General features: G+C 73.5%; 14 protein-coding genes and 1 pseudogene. 9 read left to right on the top strand and 6 right to left on the bottom strand.

What is annotated here, in order from left to right:
* The first annotated feature begins 265 nt into the window (after positions 1–265).
* From JQX11_RS10455 to JQX11_RS10445, 3 genes and pseudogenes are all read left to right on the top strand, one after another.
* Entirely contained in the window at positions 266–1903 is a 1638-nt protein-coding gene (locus tag JQX11_RS10455) for an ABC-F family ATP-binding cassette domain-containing protein (RefSeq protein WP_204924789.1), read from the top strand.
* A gap of 38 nt (positions 1904–1941) precedes the next feature.
* A pseudogene (locus JQX11_RS10450) lies at positions 1942–2187 on the top strand (hypothetical protein); the annotation flags it as partial.
* Positions 2188–2331: 144 nt separating this feature from the next.
* Positions 2332–3057, top strand: a complete 726-nt coding sequence (locus JQX11_RS10445; RefSeq protein ID WP_204924788.1) for a methyltransferase domain-containing protein — start codon at positions 2332–2334, stop codon at positions 3055–3057.
* Between the two features lie 96 nt (positions 3058–3153).
* Here the strand turns inward: JQX11_RS10445 and JQX11_RS10440 are convergent, their stop codons facing one another.
* A complete protein-coding gene (locus JQX11_RS10440) occupies positions 3154–4152 on the bottom strand; it encodes a LacI family DNA-binding transcriptional regulator (protein WP_204924787.1) in 999 nt (332 codons plus the stop codon).
* A 139-nt stretch (positions 4153–4291) separates the two neighbouring features.
* On the opposite strand from JQX11_RS10440, the gene arfA reads away from it, so the two are divergent.
* Positions 4292–5803: an arabinosylfuranosidase ArfA gene (gene arfA / locus JQX11_RS10435; protein WP_204924786.1), complete on the top strand. Its 1512-nt coding sequence runs from the start codon at positions 4292–4294 to the stop codon at positions 5801–5803.
* A gap of 56 nt (positions 5804–5859) precedes the next feature.
* On the opposite strand, the gene JQX11_RS10430 is transcribed toward arfA, so the two are convergent.
* Positions 5860–7362, bottom strand: a complete 1503-nt coding sequence (locus tag JQX11_RS10430; protein WP_372444575.1) for an amino acid permease — start codon at positions 7360–7362, stop codon at positions 5860–5862.
* A gap of 457 nt (positions 7363–7819) precedes the next feature.
* On the opposite strand from JQX11_RS10430, the gene JQX11_RS10425 reads away from it, so the two are divergent.
* A complete protein-coding gene (locus JQX11_RS10425; RefSeq protein WP_443673937.1) occupies positions 7820–9568 on the top strand; it encodes a glycoside hydrolase family 10-like protein in 1749 nt (582 codons plus the stop codon).
* Between the two features lie 176 nt (positions 9569–9744).
* Positions 9745–10287 carry a phospholipase gene (locus JQX11_RS10420; protein ID WP_204924785.1) on the top strand — a complete coding sequence of 181 codons (543 nt, stop codon included), beginning with the start codon at positions 9745–9747 and terminating at the stop codon, positions 10285–10287.
* Between the two features lie 51 nt (positions 10288–10338).
* Here the strand turns inward: JQX11_RS10420 and JQX11_RS10415 are convergent, their stop codons facing one another.
* Both JQX11_RS10415 and JQX11_RS10410 read right to left on the bottom strand, forming a co-directional pair.
* A complete protein-coding gene (locus tag JQX11_RS10415; RefSeq protein ID WP_204924784.1) occupies positions 10339–13167 on the bottom strand; it encodes an ATP-binding protein in 2829 nt (942 codons plus the stop codon).
* Between the two features lie 166 nt (positions 13168–13333).
* The gene (locus JQX11_RS10410) at positions 13334–13561 is read right to left on the bottom strand and encodes an FmdB family zinc ribbon protein (RefSeq protein ID WP_204924783.1); all 228 of its coding nucleotides are present in this window, start codon (positions 13559–13561) and stop codon (positions 13334–13336) included.
* Between the two features lie 182 nt (positions 13562–13743).
* Between JQX11_RS10410 and JQX11_RS10405 the strand changes: the two genes are divergently transcribed.
* The 3 genes from JQX11_RS10405 (at position 13744) to JQX11_RS10395 (ending at position 19628) form a co-directional block, all read left to right on the top strand.
* Positions 13744–15126, top strand: coding sequence for a lytic transglycosylase domain-containing protein (locus JQX11_RS10405; RefSeq protein WP_443673939.1), 1383 nt, complete (start codon positions 13744–13746; stop codon positions 15124–15126).
* A gap of 72 nt (positions 15127–15198) precedes the next feature.
* Complete coding sequence (locus tag JQX11_RS10400; protein ID WP_204925013.1) at positions 15199–16215, top strand: GNAT family N-acetyltransferase; 1017 nt, start codon at positions 15199–15201, stop codon at positions 16213–16215.
* A 140-nt stretch (positions 16216–16355) separates the two neighbouring features.
* Positions 16356–19628 (top strand): lamin tail domain-containing protein, encoded by a 3273-nt coding sequence (locus tag JQX11_RS10395; protein ID WP_204924781.1) that lies wholly within the window; start codon positions 16356–16358, stop codon positions 19626–19628.
* Between the two features lie 56 nt (positions 19629–19684).
* Here JQX11_RS10395 and JQX11_RS32285 read toward each other — a convergent pair whose 3' ends face one another.
* Positions 19685–20113: a helix-turn-helix transcriptional regulator gene (locus JQX11_RS32285; RefSeq protein ID WP_307826141.1), complete on the bottom strand. Its 429-nt coding sequence runs from the start codon at positions 20111–20113 to the stop codon at positions 19685–19687.
* 1161 nt (positions 20114–21274) lie between these two features.
* Complete coding sequence (hemB, locus tag JQX11_RS10385) at positions 21275–22258, bottom strand: porphobilinogen synthase (protein WP_204924779.1); 984 nt, start codon at positions 22256–22258, stop codon at positions 21275–21277.
* Positions 22259–22264 lie beyond the last annotated feature (6 nt).

The raw sequence follows: 22264 nt of genomic DNA, 5'->3' as shown, positions 1-22264 counted from the left end.
CGCCCGTCCCCCACCTTCCGCCGACGCGGGCCGGCAGCCCGACCACCGGCCGACCCGGGAGACGTGCCGGCGGTGGCGACGGGCGGCGGTGACCTGCATAGGCGGCGAGGGCGCAGGTTCGTGGAGAGTTGTTGTCGCCATGGCCGCAAGAACTCTCCACGATCTGGCGCACGGACCACCGCCCCCGTCGACCGGGCGGCAGCGGGCCGGGCCGGGCCGCGCGGTGTCCCCGCCCCGGATCGGCGGGCGCTAGGCTCGGGGCCTCATGAGCGCCACGATGATCGCCAAGGGACTCGCCGCCGGGCACGGGGAGCGGATGCTCTTCAGTGACCTCGACCTGGTCGTCGCTCCCGGCGACGTGGTGGGGCTGGTGGGGGTCAACGGGGCGGGCAAGTCGACACTGCTGCGCACGCTGGCCGGGGTGCAGCCGGTGGAGGAGGGCAGCGTCACGCTGAGCCCGCCGGGGGCCTCGGTGGGCTACCTGCCGCAGGAGACGGAACGCCGGGCGGGCGAGACCGTCCGCGACTTCCTGGCCCGCCGGACCGGGGTCACCGGCGCGCAGGCCGCCCTGGACGCGGCCGCCGAAGCGCTCACCGCGGGCACGGCCGGTGCCGACGACGCGTACGCCGGGGCGTTGGAGCGGTGGCTCGACCTCGGCGGGGCGGACCTGGAGGAACGCGCCGAGCAGGTCGCCGCCGAGTTGGGGCTCACCGTCGACCTGGACCACCCGATGACCGGCCTGTCCGGCGGCCAGGCGGCCCGCGCCGGGCTGGCCTCCCTGCTGCTCAGCCGCTACGACGTCTTCCTGCTCGACGAGCCCACCAACGACCTGGACCTGGCCGGCCTGGACCGGCTGGAACGGTTCGTCACCGGGCTGCGCGCCGGCACGGTGCTGGTCAGCCACGACCGGGAGTTCCTGACCCGGACGGTGACCCGGGTGCTCGAACTCGACCCGGCACAGCAGCAGGTCCGGCACTACGGCGGCGGCTACGGCGCGTATCTGGAGGAGCGGGAGGTGGCCCGCCGGCACGCCCGGGCCGACTTCGAGGAGTATGCCGACACCCGGGCCGCGTTGGAGGCCCGGGCCCGCACCCAGCGGGCCTGGATGGAGAAGGGCGTGAAGAACGCCCGCCGCAAGGCCACCGACAACGACAAGATCGGCCGGAAGTTCCGGGCCGAGGCGACGGAGAAGCAGGCGGCCAAGGCGAAGCAGACCGAGCGGCTGATCGAACGCCTCGACGTGGTCGAGGAGCCCCGCAAGGAGTGGGAGCTGCGGATGGAGATCGCCGCCGCGCCCCGGGCCGGCGCGGTGGTGGCCTCGCTGCGCGACGCGGTGGTCCGCCGGGGCGCCTTCACCCTGGGGCCGGTGAACCTCCAGATCGACTGGGCCGACCGGGTGGCGATCACCGGGGCGAACGGCTCCGGCAAGACCACCCTGCTGGGGGCGTTGCTGGGTCGGCTTCCGCTCGACGCCGGGCACGCCGCGCTCGGCCCGGGGGTGGTGGTCGGCGAGGTCGACCAGGCCCGGGGGCTGTTCCTCGGCGACGAGCCGCTGCTGGAGGCGTTCGGGGCCGCCGTACCGGAAATGGCACCGGCGGATGCGCGGACACTGCTGGCCAAGTTCGGCCTGCGCGCCGCGCACGTGCTGCGGCCGGCGGCGACGCTGTCGCCGGGCGAGCGGACCCGGGCGGCGCTGGCGCTGCTGCAGGGCCGGGGGGTCAACCTGCTGGTGCTCGACGAGCCGACCAACCACCTCGACCTGGCGGCCATCGAGCAGTTGGAGTCGGCGCTGGCCGGCTACCCGGGGACGCTGCTGCTGGTCACCCACGACCGGCGGATGCTGGAGGCGGTCAGCGTCGACAGGCGGCTGCGGGTCGCCGACGGACGGATCGCCGAGGACTGATCGGCGTCACCCGTCGGCCGCCGGGTGACAATGGGGTCATGCTCAGATGGGAGTACGCGCTGCTGGTCCGCCGTCGCCAGCCGACCGCCTCCGACCTCAGCTGGGAGGTCGTCTTCGTCTGGTACGGCCCGGACGGCTCGATGACCGACGTCACCGCCTACGGTGACACCGCGCTGGCGCATCTGAACCGGGCCGGTGACCAGGGCTGGGAACTCGTCGGCATGAGCGAGGACCCGTCCCTGGAGGGCCACAACGAGCTGCACCGCTATCACCTCAAGCGCCCGAAGGCGGCAGGTGCGCCCCGGCAGCGCATCCGGGCCGTCGGCCGGCCCACCCGACGTGCCGGCGGCTGACCCGGCCGGCGCTGGCGAAGCAGATCGGGTGGTGTGCCGGGCCGGGAAGCGGGTAACGGCCGGCGGGAGGTGGCCATGGTCGCGTTGGCGCAGGCACCGCCCTCGGCCGAACGGCTGCGGGCGCTCGACGGGTTCCTCGAAGCTGCCTGGGCCGAGCAGGCCCGCCACGACGAGCGGTTACGCGGGCTCGCCGTGGCGGTGCGGTTCGACCGGGGGGTCGCCCACCTGAGCGGGGAGGTGCCCGGACCGGAGCAGTTGCGGCTGGTCCGCGAGCTGGTCGGCCGGCTGGCCGGGGTGTACGGCGTGTGGGGGCGGGTGCGGGTCGCCGGTCGGGACCCGGTGGTGGTGGACCTGGGCTGCGGCGGTCAGAAGCAGTATCCGGCGAACCTCGGGTTGGACATCTTCCCCGCCCCGGGGGTGGACGCGGTGGCGGACCTGTCCGGGTCGCTGCCGCTGGCCGACGATTCCGTCGACGTGATCTTCACGGTGCACATCCTGGAGCACCTGATCGACTTCCTGCCGCTGGTGGACGAGTGCCACCGGGTGCTCCGCCCGGGTGGCGTGCTGCACGTGATGAGCCCCTGGTGGGGGCATGTCAACGCGGTGGCCGACCCGACCCACGTCCGGCTGCTGGACGTACAGACGATCAAGGGGGTGTGCGGCCAGCGCCCGCCGGGGACCCCACGCTGGTATCCACTGCACGCCGGCTGCGACGGCGCGTCCATCTTCGCCGACCTGACCCCGCTGCCCGCCGACGCGCCACCGGTGTCCCCCGCCCACCTGGCCCGCTTCTTCGACTGACTGTGAGCCAGTGCCTGCGGCTGTGGCTGTGGCTGTGGCTGTGGCTGTGGCGAAACGGCAGCCGCCGGGGGCCGGTAGCGCGGGCGGACGAAGGCGTCAGGCGGTGCTTTCCCGGAAGGCCAGCCGGTGCGGTGCGGTGACCTCCCGGGCAGGCGCGTCCCGCTCACCGGCCAGCCGTCCGGCGAGCAGGTCGACGGCGAGCCGGGCGATCCGTTCCTTGTCCGGGCTGACCGTGGTCAGGGTGGGGACGCTGAACCGGCCGTCCTCGATGTCGTCGAAGCCGGCGACGGCGACGTCGGCGGGAACCCGCAGACCGGCCTCGTGCAGGGCGCGTAGCGCGCCGAGGGCGAGGGTGTCGCTGAAGCAGAAGACCGCGTCCGGGCGGGCACCCGAGGCGAGCAGGTGACGCATGGCGGCGGCCCCGTCGGCGCGGTGCCAGGCCGGCGTGTCGGCGACGAGGCGCTCGTCGTACCCGATGCCGGCGTCGGCCAGGGCGGCGGTGTAGCCGGCCAGCCGGAGGCGGGCGCCGGCACCCTCGGGGGTGTGCTGCGCGCCGACGGCGGCGACCCGGCGGCGGCCGAGACCGATCAGGTGGGCGGTCATCTCCCGGGCGGCGGCCACGTTGTCGATCATCACGTGGTCGGCCCGGCCGTGGTCCGTCCGCTCGCCGAGCAGCACCATCGGCAGTTCCAGGCCGACGAGGTCGTCGGCGGACAGCGACAGCGGACTGAAGATCAGCCCGTCGATCATGTGGTCGCCCACGCCGGCGGCGGCCACCTTCTCCCGTTCCCGGCCACCGCCGGTCTGGTCGATGAGCACGGTCCAGCCGTGGTCGGCGGCGGCGGCCACCACGTGCCGCGCCAGCTCGGCGAAGTACGGCACGTCCAGCTCCGGCACGGCGAGGGCGATCACGCCGGTACGCCCCTTGCGCAGGTTGCGGGCCGACAGATTGGGTCGGTAGCGGAGTTCGGCGATCGCCGCCTCGACCCGGGCCCGGGTCTCCGGACGGACGTGCTGGTAGCCGTTGACCACGTTCGACACGGTCTTGACCGACACCCCGGCCCGCTCGGCGACGTCCTTGAGGCGGTGGCGCACGTCCCCGCTCCCTCCCACGTCCGCCGGCCGACGGTGGCCCGCGACAGATCCTTTACAACGTTGGCGACAACGGTATACAAACGCGGGGCGGTGCATCGACCGCAGTCGCTCCGAGCAGCTCAGGGAAGAGGTGGGGCCCGTGCGTGCAGCGCGGTTGACGATCGACCCGGCCTTCACGATCGGCCCGGTGGACCGCCGGCTCTTCGGTTCCTTCGTGGAACACCTGGGCCGCTGCGTGTACGGCGGCATCCACGAACCGGGGCACCCCGGAGCCGACCCGTCCGGCCTGCGCCGCGACGTGCTGGAGCTGACCCGGGAACTGGGCGTCTCCGTGGTCCGCTACCCCGGCGGCAACTTCGTCTCCGGCTACCGCTGGGAGGACGGCGTCGGCCCGGTCGACGACCGCCCCCGCCGGCTGGACCTGGCCTGGAAGACCATCGAGACCAACGCGTTCGGCCTCGACGAGTTCATGACCTGGGCCACCGCCGCACAGGTCGAGCCGATGATGGCGGTCAACCTCGGCACCCGGGGCGTGCAGGAGGCGTGCGACCTGCTGGAATACGCCAACCACCCGGGCGGCACCCGGCTGTCCGACCTGCGCCGCGCACACGGCGCGCAGGAGCCGTACGGGGTGCGGTTGTGGTGCCTCGGCAACGAACTGGACGGCCCCTGGCAGGTCGGCCACAAGACCGCCGAGGAGTACGGCCGGCTCGCCGCCGAGACCGCGCGGGCGATGAAGCTGATCGACCCCTCGGTCAGCCTGGTCGCCTGCGGCAGTTCCGGCCGGGGCATGCCCACCTTTGCCTCCTGGGAGGCGACCGTGCTGGAACACACCTACGAGCAGGTCGACTACGTCTCGGCGCACACCTACTACGACCCGACCGACGGCGACCGGGCCAGCCTGCTCGCCTCAGCCGTCGACATGGACCAGTTCATCAGCGAGGTCGTCGCCACCGCCGACCATGTGGCCGCCCGGCTGCGGCAGACCCGCAAGCTGAAGATCTCCTTCGACGAGTGGAACGTCTGGTACCAGTCCCGAGTCCAGGCCGACCTGGACCGGCGCGGCTGGGTCGAGGCGCCGGAGCTGCTCGAAGACGAGTACACGGCTGTCGACGCGGTGGTCGTCGGCGACCTGCTGATCACCATGCTCCGGCACGCCGACCGGGTCGGCGTGGCCTGCCAGGCGCAGCTGGTCAACGTGATCGCCCCGATCCGCACCCGCACCGGCGGGCCGGCCTGGCGGCAGAGCATCTTCCACCCGTTCGCCCTGACCGCCCGGTACGCCACGGGCACCGTGCTGCGCACCGAGCCGGTCTCACCGCACTACGCCACGAAGCGGTACGGCGACGTGCCGGTGTTGGACACCGTCGCACTGCACGACGAGGAGTCCGGCGCGCTGACCGTGTTCGCGGTCAACCGGGGCACCGACGACCTCCCCCTGGATCTCGACCTGCGGGGCCTGTCGGGGCTGCACCCGGTGCAGCACCTCGCCCTCGTCGCCGGGGACGACCCGGACGCGGTCAACACCGAGGCCGAGCCCGACCGGGTGACCCCCCGGGAGCTGCCCACCGGCACCGTCGACGGCGACCGCTGCGTCGTACGCCTGCCGGGGATCTCCTGGAATCTGCTGCGCTTCGCACCGCGCCCCTGACCCCACCGGGCCCGGCGGGTGCCGGCCGGTGGTCCCGGCCGGCACCCGCCGGGCGGTCAGGCGGAGGCGGGTTCCTTGGCGCGCTCCTCGGCCTCCTGGACGGCGAGGCGATTACGCCGGTAGCCGTAGCAGAAGTAGACGACGCCGCCGAGCGCCATCCAGACCAGGAACCTGATCCAGGTCTCGACCGACAGGTTGAGCGTCAGGTAGAGGCAGGCCAGCGCGGTGAAGATCGGCAGCACCGGGGAGAACGGGACCCGGAACGGCCGTTCCAGGTCGGGGCGCTTGCGGCGCAGGATCGGCACCGCGATCGAGACGATCATGAAGGCGCAGAGCGCGCCGATGCTGACCAGGTCGGCCAGGGCCGACAGCGGCAGGAACCCGGCGAGCAGCGCCACCGCGACCGTCATCACCGCCGAGATCCGGTACGGCGTCCCCCAGCGCGGGTGGATCTTCGCCACGGCGGGTGGGAGCAGGCCGTCCCGGGAGATGGCGAAGCCGATCCGGCCCATGGCCACCAGGTCGACCAGGATCACGCTGGTCAGGCCGGCGACGGCGGCGATGGAGACGAGCACCCCGGCCCAACCCGCCCCGACCGCGTTGAAGGCCGCCGCGATCGGGGCACCCCGGTCGATCTCGGTGTACGGCACCATGCCGACCACGACCAGCGAGACTGCGATGTAGAGCGTGGTGGAGATCAGCAGGGTGCCGAACAGCCCCAGGGTCAGGTCCCGCTTGGGCCGCCTGGTCTCCTCACCCAGGTTCGCCACCGCCTCGAAGCCGGTGTACGCGAAGAAGACCACGGCGGCGGCGGTGAGCACCCCGACGAAACCGAAGACGGAGGGTTCCAGCCCGAACAGCGCCTGGGTGACGGGCTGCTTGATCCCGTCGTCGCCGGCACCGGCCGGCTCGGCCGGCGGGATGAACGGGGTGAGGTTGGCCGCCTTGACGAAGAACAACCCGGCGACCACGACGAAGACGCAGATGCCCACCTTTACCAGGACCAGCAGGTTGGTGATCCGGGCCGACTCGCGGATGCCGACGATGGCGACCACGCCGAGCAGCAGCACGATGCCGATCGCCCCGACGTTGACCACGCTGCCCTCTTCGGCGAACCAGGTGCTCGGCAGGCCGAACAGTTCGGCGAGGTAACCGGACCAGCCCCGGGCCACCACCGCCGCACCGAGCGCGAACTCCAACAGCAGGTCCCACCCGATGATCCACGCGACGATCTCGCCCATCGTGGCGTACGCGTAGGTGTAGGCGCTGCCGGCGGTCGGCACGCTGGACGCCAGTTCGGCGTAGCAGAGGGCGGCGAGCAGGGCGACCGCCCCGGCGATGGCGAACGAGATCACCACACCCGGCCCGGCGCTGTCGCGCGCCTCGATGCCGGTGAGGGTGAAGATGCCGGTGCCGATCACGATGCCGATGCCGAACCCGGTGAGGTCGCGGGCTCCGAGTCGTCGTTTCAGACCGGGGGTGCCGTCACTGCCGTCGGCGTTGCCCTGGGCAACCACGTCCTTGATCGGTTTGGTTCGCAGCACGGACACTGCGCTCACCCCTCCCACCACCGCGACCGCCCTGCTGACGGCCGGTGCCGGGCGTTGCTACCCACCCCAACCCCACCCCAATCACCCCACCCATATCAACGCCCTGTCCCCCGCTAACCACTTTCGGTCACCCCCACCCACATCCCCTGCAACCACCCCTTGCACCAGCACCCCCAAGTATGAAAATTTCCTCCCATCCCCCCACCCAACCCGCCACTTCCCGCCACCCTCCCCTCGCTCCCCGCCCCCACCCGCCCCGCCCCGCCCCGCCCCGGTGATCAAGAGGTTCGCGTCAATTCTGGCGCTTCCGCTGACGCAAACCTCTTGATCACCGCCGCGAGGTGGGGGCGTCGGGGAGCGGCCGGAGGCGGGGCGGGGAGGCGGAAGGGCGAGCGGTCGGAGGGGTGTTAGGGCGAGCGGCGGAGGAGGCGGGCGGGTGGGCCGGTACCGGAGGAGGGAGAGTGTGGTGAGCAGACTCGGGATCGGTGTGGTCGGGTTGGCGCTGGTAGCGGTCAGCGGGCTCGCGGGGAGCGGGCCGGCCGCGGCCACCGGCAGGGGAACCGAAACGGCGGCAGCCACCGGCGGGGGAACCGGAACAGCCGCGGCCACCGGCGGGGGTGGCGGTGCCGCGACGACCGGGGTGGCCGCCGGCAGCGCCACGGCGGGTGACGAGTGCGTGGTCGATCCGGCGGTGCCGAAGCGGCAGTTCCGGGCCATGTGGATCTCGTCGGTGGTGAATATCGACTGGCCGAGCGCGGGCTCGCGTACCGCCCCCGACCGGATCGCCGCCCAGCAGGCCGAGTACCGGGGCTGGCTCGACCTCGCGCAGCGGCTGCACCACAACGCCGTGGTGGTGCAGGTCCGGCCGACCGCCGACGCGTTCTGGCCGTCGCCGTACGAGCCGTGGTCGGAGTACCTGACCGGGGTACGGGGGCAGGACCCGGGCTGGGATCCGCTGGCCTTCCTGGTCGCCGAGTCACACCTGCGGAACCTGGAGTTCCACGCCTGGTTCAACCCGTACCGGATCTCCATGCCGGCACCCGGGGGTGCGGGCGCCGACCTGGGGCAGCTCGCCCCGGACCACCCGGCCCGGCAGCACCCGGAGTGGACCTTCGCCTACCCGCCGGCCGGCGTCGCCGGCAGCCGGCTCTACTACGACCCCGGCGTCCCGCAGGTCCGCGAGTTCGTCCAGACCGCGATGCTGGACGCGGTCCGCCGGTACGACCTCGACGGCGTGCACTTCGACGACTACTTCTACCCGTACCCGAGCGGCACCTACCCGGTGCCCGACGACGCCACGTTCGCCGCGTACCACCGGGGGTTCACCGACCGGGCCGCCTGGCGGCGGGACAACATCGACCTGCTGATCCAGGAGATGGGCGGCCGGATCAAGGCGGTCAAGCCGTGGGTGAAGTTCGGGGTGAGCCCGTTCGGCATCTGGCGCAACGCCAGCGCCGACCCGGACGGCTCGGACACCACCGGCAGCCAGTCGTACGACATCATCTCGGCCGACACCCGCAGGTGGGTCAAGCAGGAGTGGATCGACTACATCGTGCCGCAGCTCTACTGGTACATCGGCCAGTATCCGGCCGCCGACTACGCCCGGCTGGTGCCCTGGTGGGCGCAGACGGTGCGGGGCACCCGGGTGCAGCTCTACATCGGCCAGGCGGACTACAAGAGCGGTGACCCGGCGTACGGCACGTACTGGATGAACCCGCAGGAACTGTCGGACCACCTGACGCTGAACCGGGCGTACCCGGAGGTGCTCGGCAACGTGCACTTCTCGGCCGTGCAGGTACGGGCCGACCGGCTGGGCGCGACGAGCCGCTACGCCGCCGCGCACTACTCCCGCCCGGCGCTGGTGCCGGCCATGGCGCACCTGCCGGCGAAGCCGCTGCCGCGCCCGGTGTTCACCCGCGCCGAGCGCACCGCCGACGGGGTACGGCTGCACTGGCGGCAGCCGGCGGACGGGAAGGGCCCGCTCGCCGACGCCACCTCGTACGCGGTCTACCGCTTCGACGGGTCCGGCCCGGTCGACGGGTGCGGCCGGGCGGACGCCGCGCACCTGGTCGGCACGGTCCGGGCCACCCCCGGGCAACCGCAGTCCTGGGTGGACGGCACCGCCGAGCCCGGCCGGGCTTACACCTACCAGGTGACCGCGCTGGACCGGCTGTGGAACGAGAGCGCCGCCTCGCCGGCCCGGGTGGTGCGCTGATCTGATCGACCTCGGACGCCCCGGGTGCCCACGCACCCGGGGCATTCGTCTGTTTCGACGCATGTCACCAATACGTCGCCTCCGCCACGCCCCACCGACCGGATATTGATCGAGACTGATCGAACTCCGGTGACCATCCGGTGACGCACCGTACCGCCCATCCCGCGGAGGAAAACTTGTCCCGTCGTCTCGCCACCGCCCTCGCCGCCGGCACGTTCGCCCTGCTCAGCATGCTCGGCGTCGGCTCACCCGCGTCCGCCGCGGTGAGCACCTCGCAGAAGCTCAGCGTGCTGAGCAGCTGGACCCAGACCAGCGCGAGCAGCTACAACGCCTGGAACGCCGGCCGCCTCAACCAGGCCGCCTGGGCCGACTACGGCTTCGACTGGTCCACCGACTACTGCTCGTCGAGCCCGGACAACCCGCTCGGCTTCACCTTCAACCTCTCCTGCTACCGGCACGACTTCGGCTACCGCAACCACAAGGCGATGGGGATCTTCTCGGCCAACAAGGCCCGCCTGGACAGCGCCTTCTACGAGGACCTGAAGCGGGTCTGCGCCACCTACAACTCCGTCGTCCGACCAGCCTGCACCAGCCTCGCCTGGACGTACTACCAGGCGGTCAGCATCTTCGGTTCGGTCGCCGCCGTATCGCAGGCCGATCTCGACCGGGCCGCCCGGATGAAGGCCGACGCCGAACGGGCCGCCGCCCGGCGCGGCTGACCGACGCCCGGCCCGTCGTGCCGTCCGGGCGACCCTGGACGGCACGACGGGTCAGGCCCACTCCTCCCGGCGGTCCGCCTCGCGGCGGCCGACCGGCCGGGGCGTCACCACGCCGGTCGCCCGAAACCGGATCGAGTCGGCCGCCATGTCCGGGTGCTCCACCGCGAACGCCAACGCCGCTGCCTCCTCCAGGCCCAGCTCACCACCCTCGCCGTACGCGGCGTCGAAGGCCGCGTCGCCGAGGATGCGTCGCAGCTCGGCCTGCTGCTGGAGCCAGTACGAGCCGTAGATGCCCGGGGTGCCGCGCAGCCGGGCCCGGGTGGCCTGGGCCGCGCCGAACAGCCGGGCCGCCGTCAACGGCTCCCCGCCCAACGCGCAGCGCACCGCCACCGCGTTCACCGTGTCGCAGGCCCGCCCGTGGTAGCCGTGCCCCATCCGGGCCCGCAACGCCACCAGCAGGTGCTCGTGCGCGGCCACCAGGTCACGCCGCGCCAGCGCCACCATGCCCAGCAGCATGTCCACCGAGCGGCGCCCGCGCTCCACCGGGCGGGCCGCCTCCACCGGGCGGGCCCGCCCCAGCAGCTCCGCCGCCTCGACCAGCGCGCCCCGCCGCCACAGCAGCTCGGCCAGGTGGTACACGGCGAGCAACGCGTCCCCACCGACCTCCTGCTCGTTGGCCCAGTCGATGACCTCCCGGCAGACCCGCTCCGCCTCGGTGAACTGCCCCATGTCGACGAGCGGCACGGCCCGCCCGGCGAGCACCCGGGCCAGCAGCCCCGCGTCGCCGGCCTGCCGGGCCGCCGCCTCCGCGCGCTGCGAGAACCGCAGCTCCTCGGCGAACTCGCCGTCCGCACCGGCGTGCAGCGAGTGCAGGTGGTACGCCGCCGCCAGCTCCGCCTCGGGGATCGCCTCGCCGGTCTCGGCGATCCGCCCGTACAGCCGGAACAGCCACAGCCGGGCCTCCCGGGACAGCCCGCGCTCCCGCCACCACTGGTCCAGCCCACCGGCCAGCAGCAGCCCGGCCCGGGCACTGCCCCCGGTGGCCGACCAGCGCAGCGCCGAGCGCAGCTCACCGGCGAGCGGGTCGACCGCGTACAGCGACAGGGTGACCGGGCGGCCGTCCGCCCCCAGGTGGGCCCGGTGCAGCGCGTGCTGCGCCCAGGCCACGTGCCGGTCCCGGGCGGCCTGCTCCTCGCCGGTCTCGACCAGCCTGCGCGCCGCGTACGCCCGGATCGGGTCGAGCATCCGGTAGGTGCTGCCCGAGGCGTGCGGCTCGGCCAGCACCATCGACTTGTCCACCAGCACCGACAGTGGGTCGAGCGGGTCGTCACCGATCAGCCACTCCACCGTGGCCAGGTCCACCGGCCCGGTGAAGACCGCCAACCAGTGCAGCAGCCGGGCCGCACGGGGCCCCAACGTCCGGTACGACCAGGTGACCGTGGCCTGCATGGTGAGGTGCCGTTCGGTCGCCGACCGCTGCACCGCCCGGTGCGCGGCGCTCGGCGGCGTCTGGCCCGAGGCGGCGGCGACCAGGTCCACCGTGTCCTGCTGGTTGCCCGCCCAGCCCCGCTCGGGGGGTCGCTCCGGCACGCCCCGGCCGGCGTCGAGGGTGCCCAGCATGTCGTCCAGCCGGGCCGCCAACTGACCGGCCGAGAGCACCCGCAACCGGGCCGCGGCCAGCTCGATCGCCAACGGCAACCCGTCCAGCCGCTGCACCACCCGGCGCAGGTCGCCGGCCTCCGTCCACTCCGGCGGCCGGCCACCCCGGGCCGCCGCCGTACGGTCCAGCAGCAGCGCCACCGCGTCGCTCTCGGTACGCCCCGGCTGCGGGTCGACCGCCAGCGGCGGAATCCGCCACACCACCTCGCCGGGCAGGCCGAACGCCTCCCGGCTGGTGGCCAGCACCCGCAGCCCGCTGCCTCCGGCGAGCAACCGGGAGATCACCTCGGCGCAGGCCGCCGGCTGGGCGTCACAGGTGTCGAGCACCACCAGCATCCGCCGGACGGCCGCGTACTCGACCAGGGTGTCCAGGATCGGGCGGCCCGGTTCCGGCCGGGCCCCGAGCACGGCGGCGATCGCGAACGCCACCAGCCCCGGGTCGGTGACCGTGGCGATGTCGACGAACCACACGCCGTCCGGGTACGCCTCCACCTGACCGGAGGCCACCTCGACGGCGAGCCGGGTCTTGCCGGCCCCACCCGCGCCGACCACCGTGACCAACCGCTGGCGGCGGATCAGCAGATCCAGCTCCACCCGCTCGGTGTCCCGGCCGACGAACGAGGTGACCTGGGTGGGCAGGTTGTGCGCCAGCGCCTCGGCGGTGTTCGGGCGGGGGAACTGCCGTTCCAGCCCCGGCGCGACGAGCTGGAACAACCGTTCCCGGTCGTCGAAGCCCCGCAGCCGGTGCAGGCCCAGGTCGATCAGGGTCGCCCCGGCGGGCAACGGGTGGGCCAGCCGCTGGGTCGACGCCGAGCAGAGCACCTGCCCGCCGTGCGCGGCGGCGGCCACCCGGGCGGCCCGGTGCACCTCGGGGCTGGCGTACTCGCCGTCGCGGGGTTCGGCGAAGCCGGTGTGCAGCCCCATCCGTACCCTCGGCGCGGCCTCCGGGTTGGGCCAGTCGTGGGTGGACAGCGCCCGCTGCGCGGTCAGGCAGGCGGTCAGCGCCGCCGACGCGTCCGGGAAGGCGAGGAAGAACGAGTCCCCCTCGGTCAGCAGCTCCGCGCCGTCGGTCTCGGCCAGGGTGTCACGCAGCAGCCGGCGGTGCTCCCAGAGCACCGGGCGGTAGTCGGACCCGAGCAGTTGCGCCAACCGGGTGGAACCTTCGATGTCGGTGAAAACGAAGGTCACCCAACCGCTCGGGAGGTGCATCCGTGGCGACATGCGTGACCTCCACCCCTGACGTCGGGTTCATGCTGCCCTATGGTCGACCGGTCACGCATCGTGAGAACGGTCGGGCGATATCAGACCCAAGGGGTCACTGATCTCGGCGCACCGGTGCGTCGAGCCGTTACATCGGCCGCTTCCGGCGCCAGCCGATCCGGTCAGGTCAACAGCCGCAGCCGCCGCCGCAACAGCCACCGCCGGCGGCGGGACCCGCCGGAGCGCCACCGGTGGCGGAGCCGCCCCCACGGCCGGTGACCGCCACGGTGGACAGCAGCTTGACCGTGTCGGCGTGCCCCTGGGGGCAGTCAGCCGGCGCACCGGCCTCGGCCATCGGTCGGTTGACCTCGAAGGTGTCGCCGCAGGCGCGGCAGCGGAACTCGTACCGGGGCATGGGCCCACCCTACGGCCGGACCTGACTCCCTGGCCGACATGGGTGATACTCAAACGGTGGTGAGCGGCGAAGATTCGACGGAACGGCCCCTGCGCGCAGCGACCCCACCCGAGGATGTGCCCCCCGCTCCACGACGCGGCTGGCTCCCCCGCCCCCGCCGTCCCCGCCACGACGCCCTCACCCTGCCGGCCGTCCCGGCCGGCGACGGCCCCGCCGCTGCTCCTGAGCCGGCCGCTGTTCCTGAGCCGGCCGCCGGGACGGACGCCCGTCCCGGGTCCGACGCTCCGGCCGCCCAGGACGGCGGGACCGGGCCCGCCGAGCAGGCCGCCCCGGGCCAAGGGACCAAGCCCGCCGAGCCGGCCGCCGGACCCGCCGCGAAGACCGACGGGACCGCGAAGACCGACGACGGGGAGGCTTCCGAGCCGGCCGCGGAGACCGAAGCCGCGGCGAAGACCGGGCCGGCCGCGAAAGCCGAAGCCGCGGAGAAGACCGAGCCGGCCGCGAAGACCGAGCCGGCCGCGAAGACCGAGCCGGCCGCGAAGACCGACGGGACCGGGGAAAGCGACGGGACCGGGGAGAGCGGCACGGGCGGCAGCGCCGCGACCGGGGCGAAGATCGGTCGGCGACGACGGGTGCCGTTCGCGCACGCCGTCCGGCTGCCGCCGCCCCGGCAGGCGATGGGGGCCGCGACCCGGGCCACCCGGGCCTGGTCACGCCGCCCCAGCGGCCGGTTGACCCTCCCCGGCCTGTTCCTGTTCGCGCTGGTCGCGGCGACCGCCGCGGTCGGTGCGGTGGTGGTGCCGGGCGCGGTCCGGGCACCCCGACCGGTCGCCGTGGACGACAGCGCCAGCGCCGGCCCCGGGGTCCCGTCGGCCGGGGCGACCACCGGGGTGCCGGTGTTCCCGGGTAACGCCGCCCCCACCCTGCCGCTGGGCGGCTTTCCGTCGGCCGGGGCCGTGCCGAGCGGACCGGCCGTACCGCCCGCCGCCGGCCGGCCCGCCGACGCGCTGGGCGACTGGGCCCGGGTCGTGGGCAGCAAGGTGGGCGTCTCCCCGGTCGCCATGCAGGCGTACGGCTACGCCGAGCTGGTGCTCGCCCAGACGAACCGGAGCTGCCAGCTGAGCTGGACCACGCTGGCCGCGATCGGCTACGTGGAGTCCCGGCACGGGCAGGCCAACGGCGCGACCCTCGGGCCGGACGGCAGGGCCGTACCGGAGATCATCGGTGATCCGCTCGACGGCAAGGGCGGGCGGTCCCTGATCCGCGACACCGACGGGGGGCTGTTCGACCGGGACACCGTCTACGACCGGGCCATCGGGCCGATGCAGTTCATCCCGACCACCTGGCAGCAGGTCGGCGCGGACGCCGACAACGACGGCCGTAAGGACCCGCACGACCTGGACGACGCCGCCCTCGCCGCCGGTAACTACCTGTGCCAGGGCGGCCGGAACATGACCATCCCCGGTGACTGGTGGGGCGCCATCCTCTCCTACAACGACGTGCGCCGCTACGCGCAGGCCGTCTTCGACAAGGCCCAGGAGTACGGGAGCGCAAGCCGTACGTGAGGTGATCGTTCGCATACATTGCCGGACCGGACACTTCCCCCGAAGAGCCGTTGACGGCAAGCTAGACACGTGATGGTGCGCGAATGGGACCCCCGGACCGCGTCGTCCGCCGAGATCGGCTCCGTGCTGGACACGCTGAACGCGGTTCTCGCGGCCGACCTCCCGCAGGACCCGCCGTGGCGGGAGGATTCGCTGCGGGAGTACCTCTCCGAGGTGATGCCCGGCGAACGACGCATCTCCTGGGTGGCCCACGCCGATCCGCCGCCCGGTGGGGGTCCCGCCCCGATCATCGGGCACGTACACGTGCTGCTGCTCGGTGACATCGGCGTGCTGGAGGTGCTGGTGCACCCGGCGGTACGCCGCAGCGGGCTGGGCCGGGAACTGGTGCTGACCGCCGCCCGCCGGGTCTACCAGGAGGGCTTCCGGTCCATCGGCGTCGAGGTGGTCGGCGACACCCCGGCGATCGGGTTCTACTCGTCGCTGGGCTTCACCCGGGAGTACGTCGAGACCCGCAGCGTGCTCGACCTCGGCACGGTCGACTGGACGGCGCTGACCGAGATGGCCGCCGCCGTCGACCCGGGCTACCACCTGGAGTTCTACCCGGGCGGGCCGTCCGACGACCTGATCGAGGCGTACGCGCGGGCGAAGGCCGAGGTCCGCGACGTCGAGGACGGCGAACTGCGCCCCAGCTCGTACGATCCGCAGCGGCTGCGGGACAGCCTCGACACGCTGCACCGGCGGGGCATGAAGCCGTACATCGTGCTCGCCCTGCACGAGCGCACCGGCACGGTGGCCGGCCTGACCGAGGTGGTGGTGCCGGTCCAGCACCCCACCCGCGCCGACCAGTACGACACCATCGTGGTGCGTGACCACCAGGGCTACGGCATCGACCGGGCGATCAAGGCGCGGATGCTGCTGGAGCTGCGGTCCGCCGAGCCGGAGCTGACCGAGGTGCAGACCTGGAACGCCCAGGCCAACGAGGCGATGCTCAAGGTCAACGCCGAGCTGGGCTACCAGCCCGACCGGGACTGGTGCGAGTACAGCGTGGACGTCGCCGAGCTGGTGCACCGGCTCGACACCCACCGCTGAGCAGGGCGGCCGGCGGCGTCCGATCGGAGGCGCTGGGCGGCACTGTCGCGAATTCACCACATCGCCTCCGGGGGGATGGACGGCGGACAGCGACGCACCTTAACGTGCGTTGGTTCCCGTCCACCCATCGTGGAGGCCCCATGCGCCTGCGCCGCAGATTCGCCGCGCTCGCCACCGTCGCCGTCGTCGCCGTACCGGTGCTCGGCGTCGCTCCCACCGCGGCCACCGCCGCGCCCACCGACCTGTTCATCTCCGAGTACGTCGAAGGCTCGTCCAACAACAAGGCGATCGAGCTGTACAACGGCACCGGCGCGGCGATCGACCTGACCGCCGGCGGCTACCAGCTCCAGCTCTATTTCAACGGGTCCACCACGGCCACCACGATCGCCCTCACCGGCACCGTCGCAGCCGGGGACGTCTTCGTCTTCGCCGCCGCGTCGGCCGGCCCGGCGATCCTCGCCCAGGCCGACCAGACCACCGGCGCCAGCCTGTTCAACGGCGACGACGCGATCGTGTTGCGTCGGGGTGCCGTCGTGCTCGACGCGATCGGGCAGGTCGGCGTCGACCCGGGCACCGAGTGGGGCAGCGGGCTGACCAGCACCGCCGACAACACGCTGCGCCGGCTGCCGTCGGTGTCCAGCGGGGACACCGACCCGTCCGACGCGTTCGACCCGGCCACCCAGTGGGCCGGCTACGCCACCGACACCTTCGACGGGTTGGGCGCGCACACCCTCGACGGCGGCGGCCCGGTCGACCAGCCGGCCGTGCTGACCTGCGGCGGGACGCTGACCATCGAGGCCGGCGCGACAGGCACCCGGCAGGTCACCGGCACCGACCCGGACGACACGATCGTCGACCTGGCGGTCACCGCGGTCACCCCGGCCCCGGCGGGCGGTTCGATCAGCCGTACCGCGTTCACCCCGGCGACCGCGCCGGGTGGCACGGCGACCGCGACGGTCACCGCCACCGGCCTGCCCGCCGGCACGTACACGGTCACCGTGACCGCGACGGACGCCGACGGCGGCACCGCAACCTGCCCGCTCACCGTGCAGGCCAACGGGGTGCTGTCGGTGGGCCAGGTGCAGGGCCCGACCCGCGACGACGAGAACCCGCGCACCGACCGTTCGCCGCTCGCCCCGCCCTCCGGCACCGGCACCAGCCCGCTGCTGTACGACGTGCGGGGCGTGATCACCCAGAAGTCGCTGACCCGCACCTCGGCCGGCGCCGACCAGTACGGCTTCTACCTGCAGAGCCGCACCGGCACCGAGGACGGCGACCCGCTCAGCTCGGACGGGATCTTCGTCTTCATGGGCGCGTTCACCACGCTGATCGGTGGCTACGCGCCGACCGTCGGCGACGAGGTGGTGCTGCGCGGCCGGGTGTCGGAGTATTTCGACCAGACCCAGCTCTCCGGTGCCTCGCTGGTCCGCCGGCTCGACACCGGGCTCGACGTGAACACCGCCGTGACCGTGGACGACGCGGTCCCGCCGGCCGACGCGGCGGCGGCCGACCGGTTCTGGGAGCGGCACGAGGGGGCCCGGCTGCGGGTCCGCAGCGGCTCCGGCGTCACCGGCCCCCGGGACGTGTTCGGCTCCACCGCCGACTCCGAGGTGTGGGTGGTGGACCGGGCGGATCCGCTGCTGAAGCGGGCCGACCCGTACGCCCGCCGGGTCTTCCGGGACACCCACCCGCTGGACGACGTGCCGGGGCAGCTCTTCGACAACGGCAACGGGCAGCGCATCCTGCTCGGTGGGGGCGGCGTGAAGGCCACCGCCGGTGACTCGACGGCGCTGCTCCCGCCGGCGCGTACCTTCGACACCCTCACCGCCGACGCGTTCGGCGCGGTGTCGTACGGCTTCAGCAAGTTCAGCGTGCAGCCGGAGTCGCTGGCCCTGACCGCCGGGGTGGATCCGGCGGCGAACAACCCGCCGCGTCCGGCGGACCGGGCCCGGGAGGTCGCGGTGGCGACCTACAACGTGGAGAACCTGTACGACTTCCGCGACGACCCGTTCGACGGCTGCGACTTCACCGGCAACGCGGGCTGCCCGGGGGTGTCCCCGCCGTTCGACTACGTGCCGGCGGGCGAGGCCGACTACCGGGAGCACCTGTCCGAGTTGGCCGCGCAGATCCGCACCGACCTGCACGCCCCGGATCTGATCCTGGTGCAGGAGGCCGAGGACCAGGACATCTGCTCGGTCTCCGGCGGCAGCCTGGTCTGCGGCACCACCGACAACGCCGACGGCGCGCCGGACACCCTCCAGGACCTGGCGCTGGCGATCCGGGCCGCCGGTGGTCCCGCCTACACGGCGGCGTACGACCGCACCGGCGCGGACGCCCGGGGCATCACCTCGGCGTTCCTGTACCGCACCGACCGGTTGTCGCTGGCCGGGGCGAGCGCCACCGATCCGCTGCTGGGTTCCGCGCCCACGGTGCAGTACCGGTCGGCGGGGCTGGCGTCCAACGCGGACGTGCAGAACCCGAAGGCGCTCAACGCGGTGCTGCCGGCCGACACCGACACCTCGACCGGCAAGGACGGCAACAACGTCTTCACCCGGGCCCCGCAGCTGGGCAAGTTCGTGGTGAAGGCGACGCCCGGCGGGTCGGAGTCCTACCTGCTGTACGCGCTGAGCAACCACTACTCGTCGGGGCCGGACAGCCGGGTCGGGCAGCGCACCGAGCAGGCCGCGTACGGGGCCGCGATCGTCACCGCGATCGAGGCGGCCGACCCGGACGCCCGGGTGGTGTACGGCGGGGACCTGAACGTCTTCCCCCGCCCGGACGACCCGATCGCGACCGGCGCGAACCCGACCCCGTCGGACCAGCTCGGACCGCTCTACCGGGCCGGCCTGCGCAACCTCTGGGACGACCTGGTGGCCGACGTGCCGTCGGCGGCGTACTCGTACAGCTTCCAGGGGTCGGCGCAGACGTTGGACAACCTGTTCGTCAACGACGCGCTGCATGCCGACCTGGTGCAGATCCGGGCCGCGCACGTCAACGCGGACTGGCCGGCGGAGTTCACCGGGGACGGCACCCGGGGGGCCAGCGACCACGACCCGCAGGTGGCCCGGTTCCGCAGCCAGCCGTCGCTGCGGGTGGCCGACGCCACCGTGGTGGAGGGTGACCGGGGCACCAGCACGATGACGTTCCAGGTCACCGTGTCCCGCCCGCTGTCCCAGCCGACCACGCTCTGCGCCGCCACGGTGGGGCTGACGGCGACGGTCGTGCTGGACTTCGAGCCGTACGTCGGCTGCCGGACGCTGCCCGCCGGGCAGACCTCGCTGGCGTTCCCGGTGACCGTGCGTGGTGACCGCAAGCGGGAGGCGGACGAGAAGATCGCGTTCGCGGTGGCCGGTCCGCTGAACCTGCGGTACGCCGACCTGCTGGCGACCGGCACCATCACCGACGACGACTGAGCGTCGCGCACCTCCGACGGCCCGTCGGTCCGGCTTCCCGCCGGTCCGGCGGGCCGTCACCGTTGCGGGCGCACCACCCGGGGCGGCGGTGGCACGTTGCGGTACTTCGCCACCCGCACCTCCCACTGGCTCCGGCGGCGCATCGCGTCCCGGTAGGCCCGGTTGCGGTAGAACGTCTCGGGTGGCCGGGCGAGCCCGTAGACGTCCGCCCACCACTCACCCGGTTCCGGGTCGAGGATGGTGTCCAGGTGTGACGGGTAGCGGCGGCCGGCACCGTCGCGGATGTCGTCGCGGTCCCGCATCGGGGTGAGCACCCGACCGAACTCGTCGACCACGGCCAGCCGGAAACCGGCCGCCGCGATGATCCGGCGCAGCAGGGCGATGCTCGGGGTGAGCGCACCCGCCTCGATCCGCCCCACCGTGCCGTGGTGCACCCCCGCCCAGCGCGCCAGTTCCCGTTGACTCGCGTCGGCGCGCCGCCGCACCGCCCGCACGATGCCGGCCGCCGGCCAGGGCAGCTCGTACGGCTTGCTGAGGAAGGTCGGCGGCTCGTCCTCCCATCGCCCCGCCGACCGCCCCTCGTCCCCCGCACGACCCGGCGCGCCCCCGAACGCCTCAGGCGCGTCCCTGGACGCCTCAGGCGCGTCCCCGGACGCATCAGGCCCAGAGGCCGGGCCGCAGGCCGACCCCGGAATGGCCCCGGAAGCCGGAACAGAACCGACGTCCGGGGCGGCATGAGCAGCCGGGGTGGCATAGACGGCTGGGGGCGCATGAGCGGCAGGGGGCGCATGAGCGGCAGGGGTGGGATGGGCGGCGGGTCCGTGCGGCGGGACGGAGTCGGTCATGTCGCCACCGTCGCGCCCGGCCGGGCACCGTCGCAACCCCGCCCACGCCACCTGTGGACAACGCCGCCACCTGTGGAAAACCCTCCCTCAACGACCGACCATCTCGACTACAGAAAGTGACTCTGCCGCCCGGACCGCTTCAGTCACTAGGAGTAACCCGGTGGTCGACCTCACCGACGCCTTCAAGATCCGCGAAATCCGCCCCACCTGCGGCAATAGGATTTCATCGCCGACCAGACCCCACCCCCATACCGACGCTTTGCTCTGCTGCCCCATCCGCGACGGACACCCAGAGCAAGCGTCGCGTGGAGGGCAGCAGAGCAAAGTGTGCGAGGGAGGGTAGGGGTGGACGGGCGATCAAATGCGGACAGTAACCGAAGCCGTGTCGAAACCGGGCGGGCGACGCCGATGAGGGCCAGCCACCCCGTGCCGGAACGGGGCAGGCAGACGAGACGGTGGAGGGCAGCCATCCCGTGCCGGAACCAGGCAGGCGGGCGAGGCGGTAAGGGGGCAGCCGCCCCGTGCCGGGACCGGGCAGGCGGCCAAGAGCCAGCCCACCCTGTGCCGGAAGCCGGGCGGCGGACGACGCGGTCGAGGGTCAGCCCGACCGGTGGCAGCCCAACCAGCAGCAGCCCAACCGGTGGCAGCCCAACCAGCAGCCCGTCCGGTGGCAGCGGCCACCAGCGGCGGCGAACGCCGGTGACGGATGACGGTGACGCCCCCGGGGCGGGTGGCGCGAACGAGGGCCGGTGACAGCGCTCAGGACGGGCTGCGGCCCCGAGGGCGGGCAGCGCGTCCGGGTCAGTAGCGCTGGCGCAGCAGAGCGGCGGCCTCGACCGCCCAGTAGGTGAGGATGACCTGCGCGCCGGCCCGACGGATCGAGGTGAGCGTCTCCAGCATCACCCGCTCGCGGTCGATCCACCCGTTCGCGGCAGCCGCCTCGACCATCGCGTACTCGCCGGAGACCTGGTAGGCGGCGACCGGGACGTCCACGGCGGCCCGGACCGCCGCCACCACGTCGAGGTAGGGCAGGGCCGGTTTCACCATCACCAGGTCGGCACCCTCGGCCACGTCCAGCTCGACCTCGCGCAGGGACTCCCGCAGGTTCGCCGGGTCCTGCTGGTAGGTGCGCCGGTCGCCGTCGAGCGCCGACTCGACGGCGTCGCGGAACGGGCCGTAGAAGGCGGAGGCGTACTTCGCCGCGTACGCCAGCACCGCCACGTCGGCGTGGCCGGCGGCGTCGAGGGCCCGGCGGACCACGCCCACCTGGCCGTCCATCATCCCGGACGGGCCGACCATGCCGACCCCGGCGTCCGCCTGCGCCACCGCCATCTCGGCGTACGCGGCCAGGGTCGCGTCGTTGTCCACCCCGCCCTCGGGGGTGAGCAGTCCGCAGTGCCCGTGCGAGGTGAACTCGTCGAGACACAGGTCACTCATCACCACGGTGGCGTCGCCGACCTCGGCCACCACGTCGCGGATGGCGACGTTGAGGATGCCGGCCGGGTCGATGCCGCCGGAGCCGGTCGGGTCGCGCCGTTCGGGCACCCCGAACAGCATGATCCCGCCGACCCCGGCCTGGACCGCCTCCACGGCCGCCTTGCGCAGCGAGTCCCGGGAGTGCTGGAGCACCCCCGGCAGCGACGCGATGGCCCGTGGCTCGGTCAGCCCCTCCTTGACGAACATCGGCACGACCAGCTCGGCCGGGTCGACGCGGGTCTCGGAGACCAGCCGCCGCACGGCCGCGTTGCGACGCAGCCGGCGGAGCCGGATCTCGGGGTACGGCATGAGGGG

Origin of the sequence: Micromonospora humida, assembly GCF_016901255.1 — a bacterium.
GTDB lineage: Bacteria > Actinomycetota > Actinomycetes > Mycobacteriales > Micromonosporaceae > Micromonospora > Micromonospora wenchangensis.
Note: the sequence above shows the minus strand (reverse complement) of the source record. Positions and strands in the feature narration are given on the sequence as shown.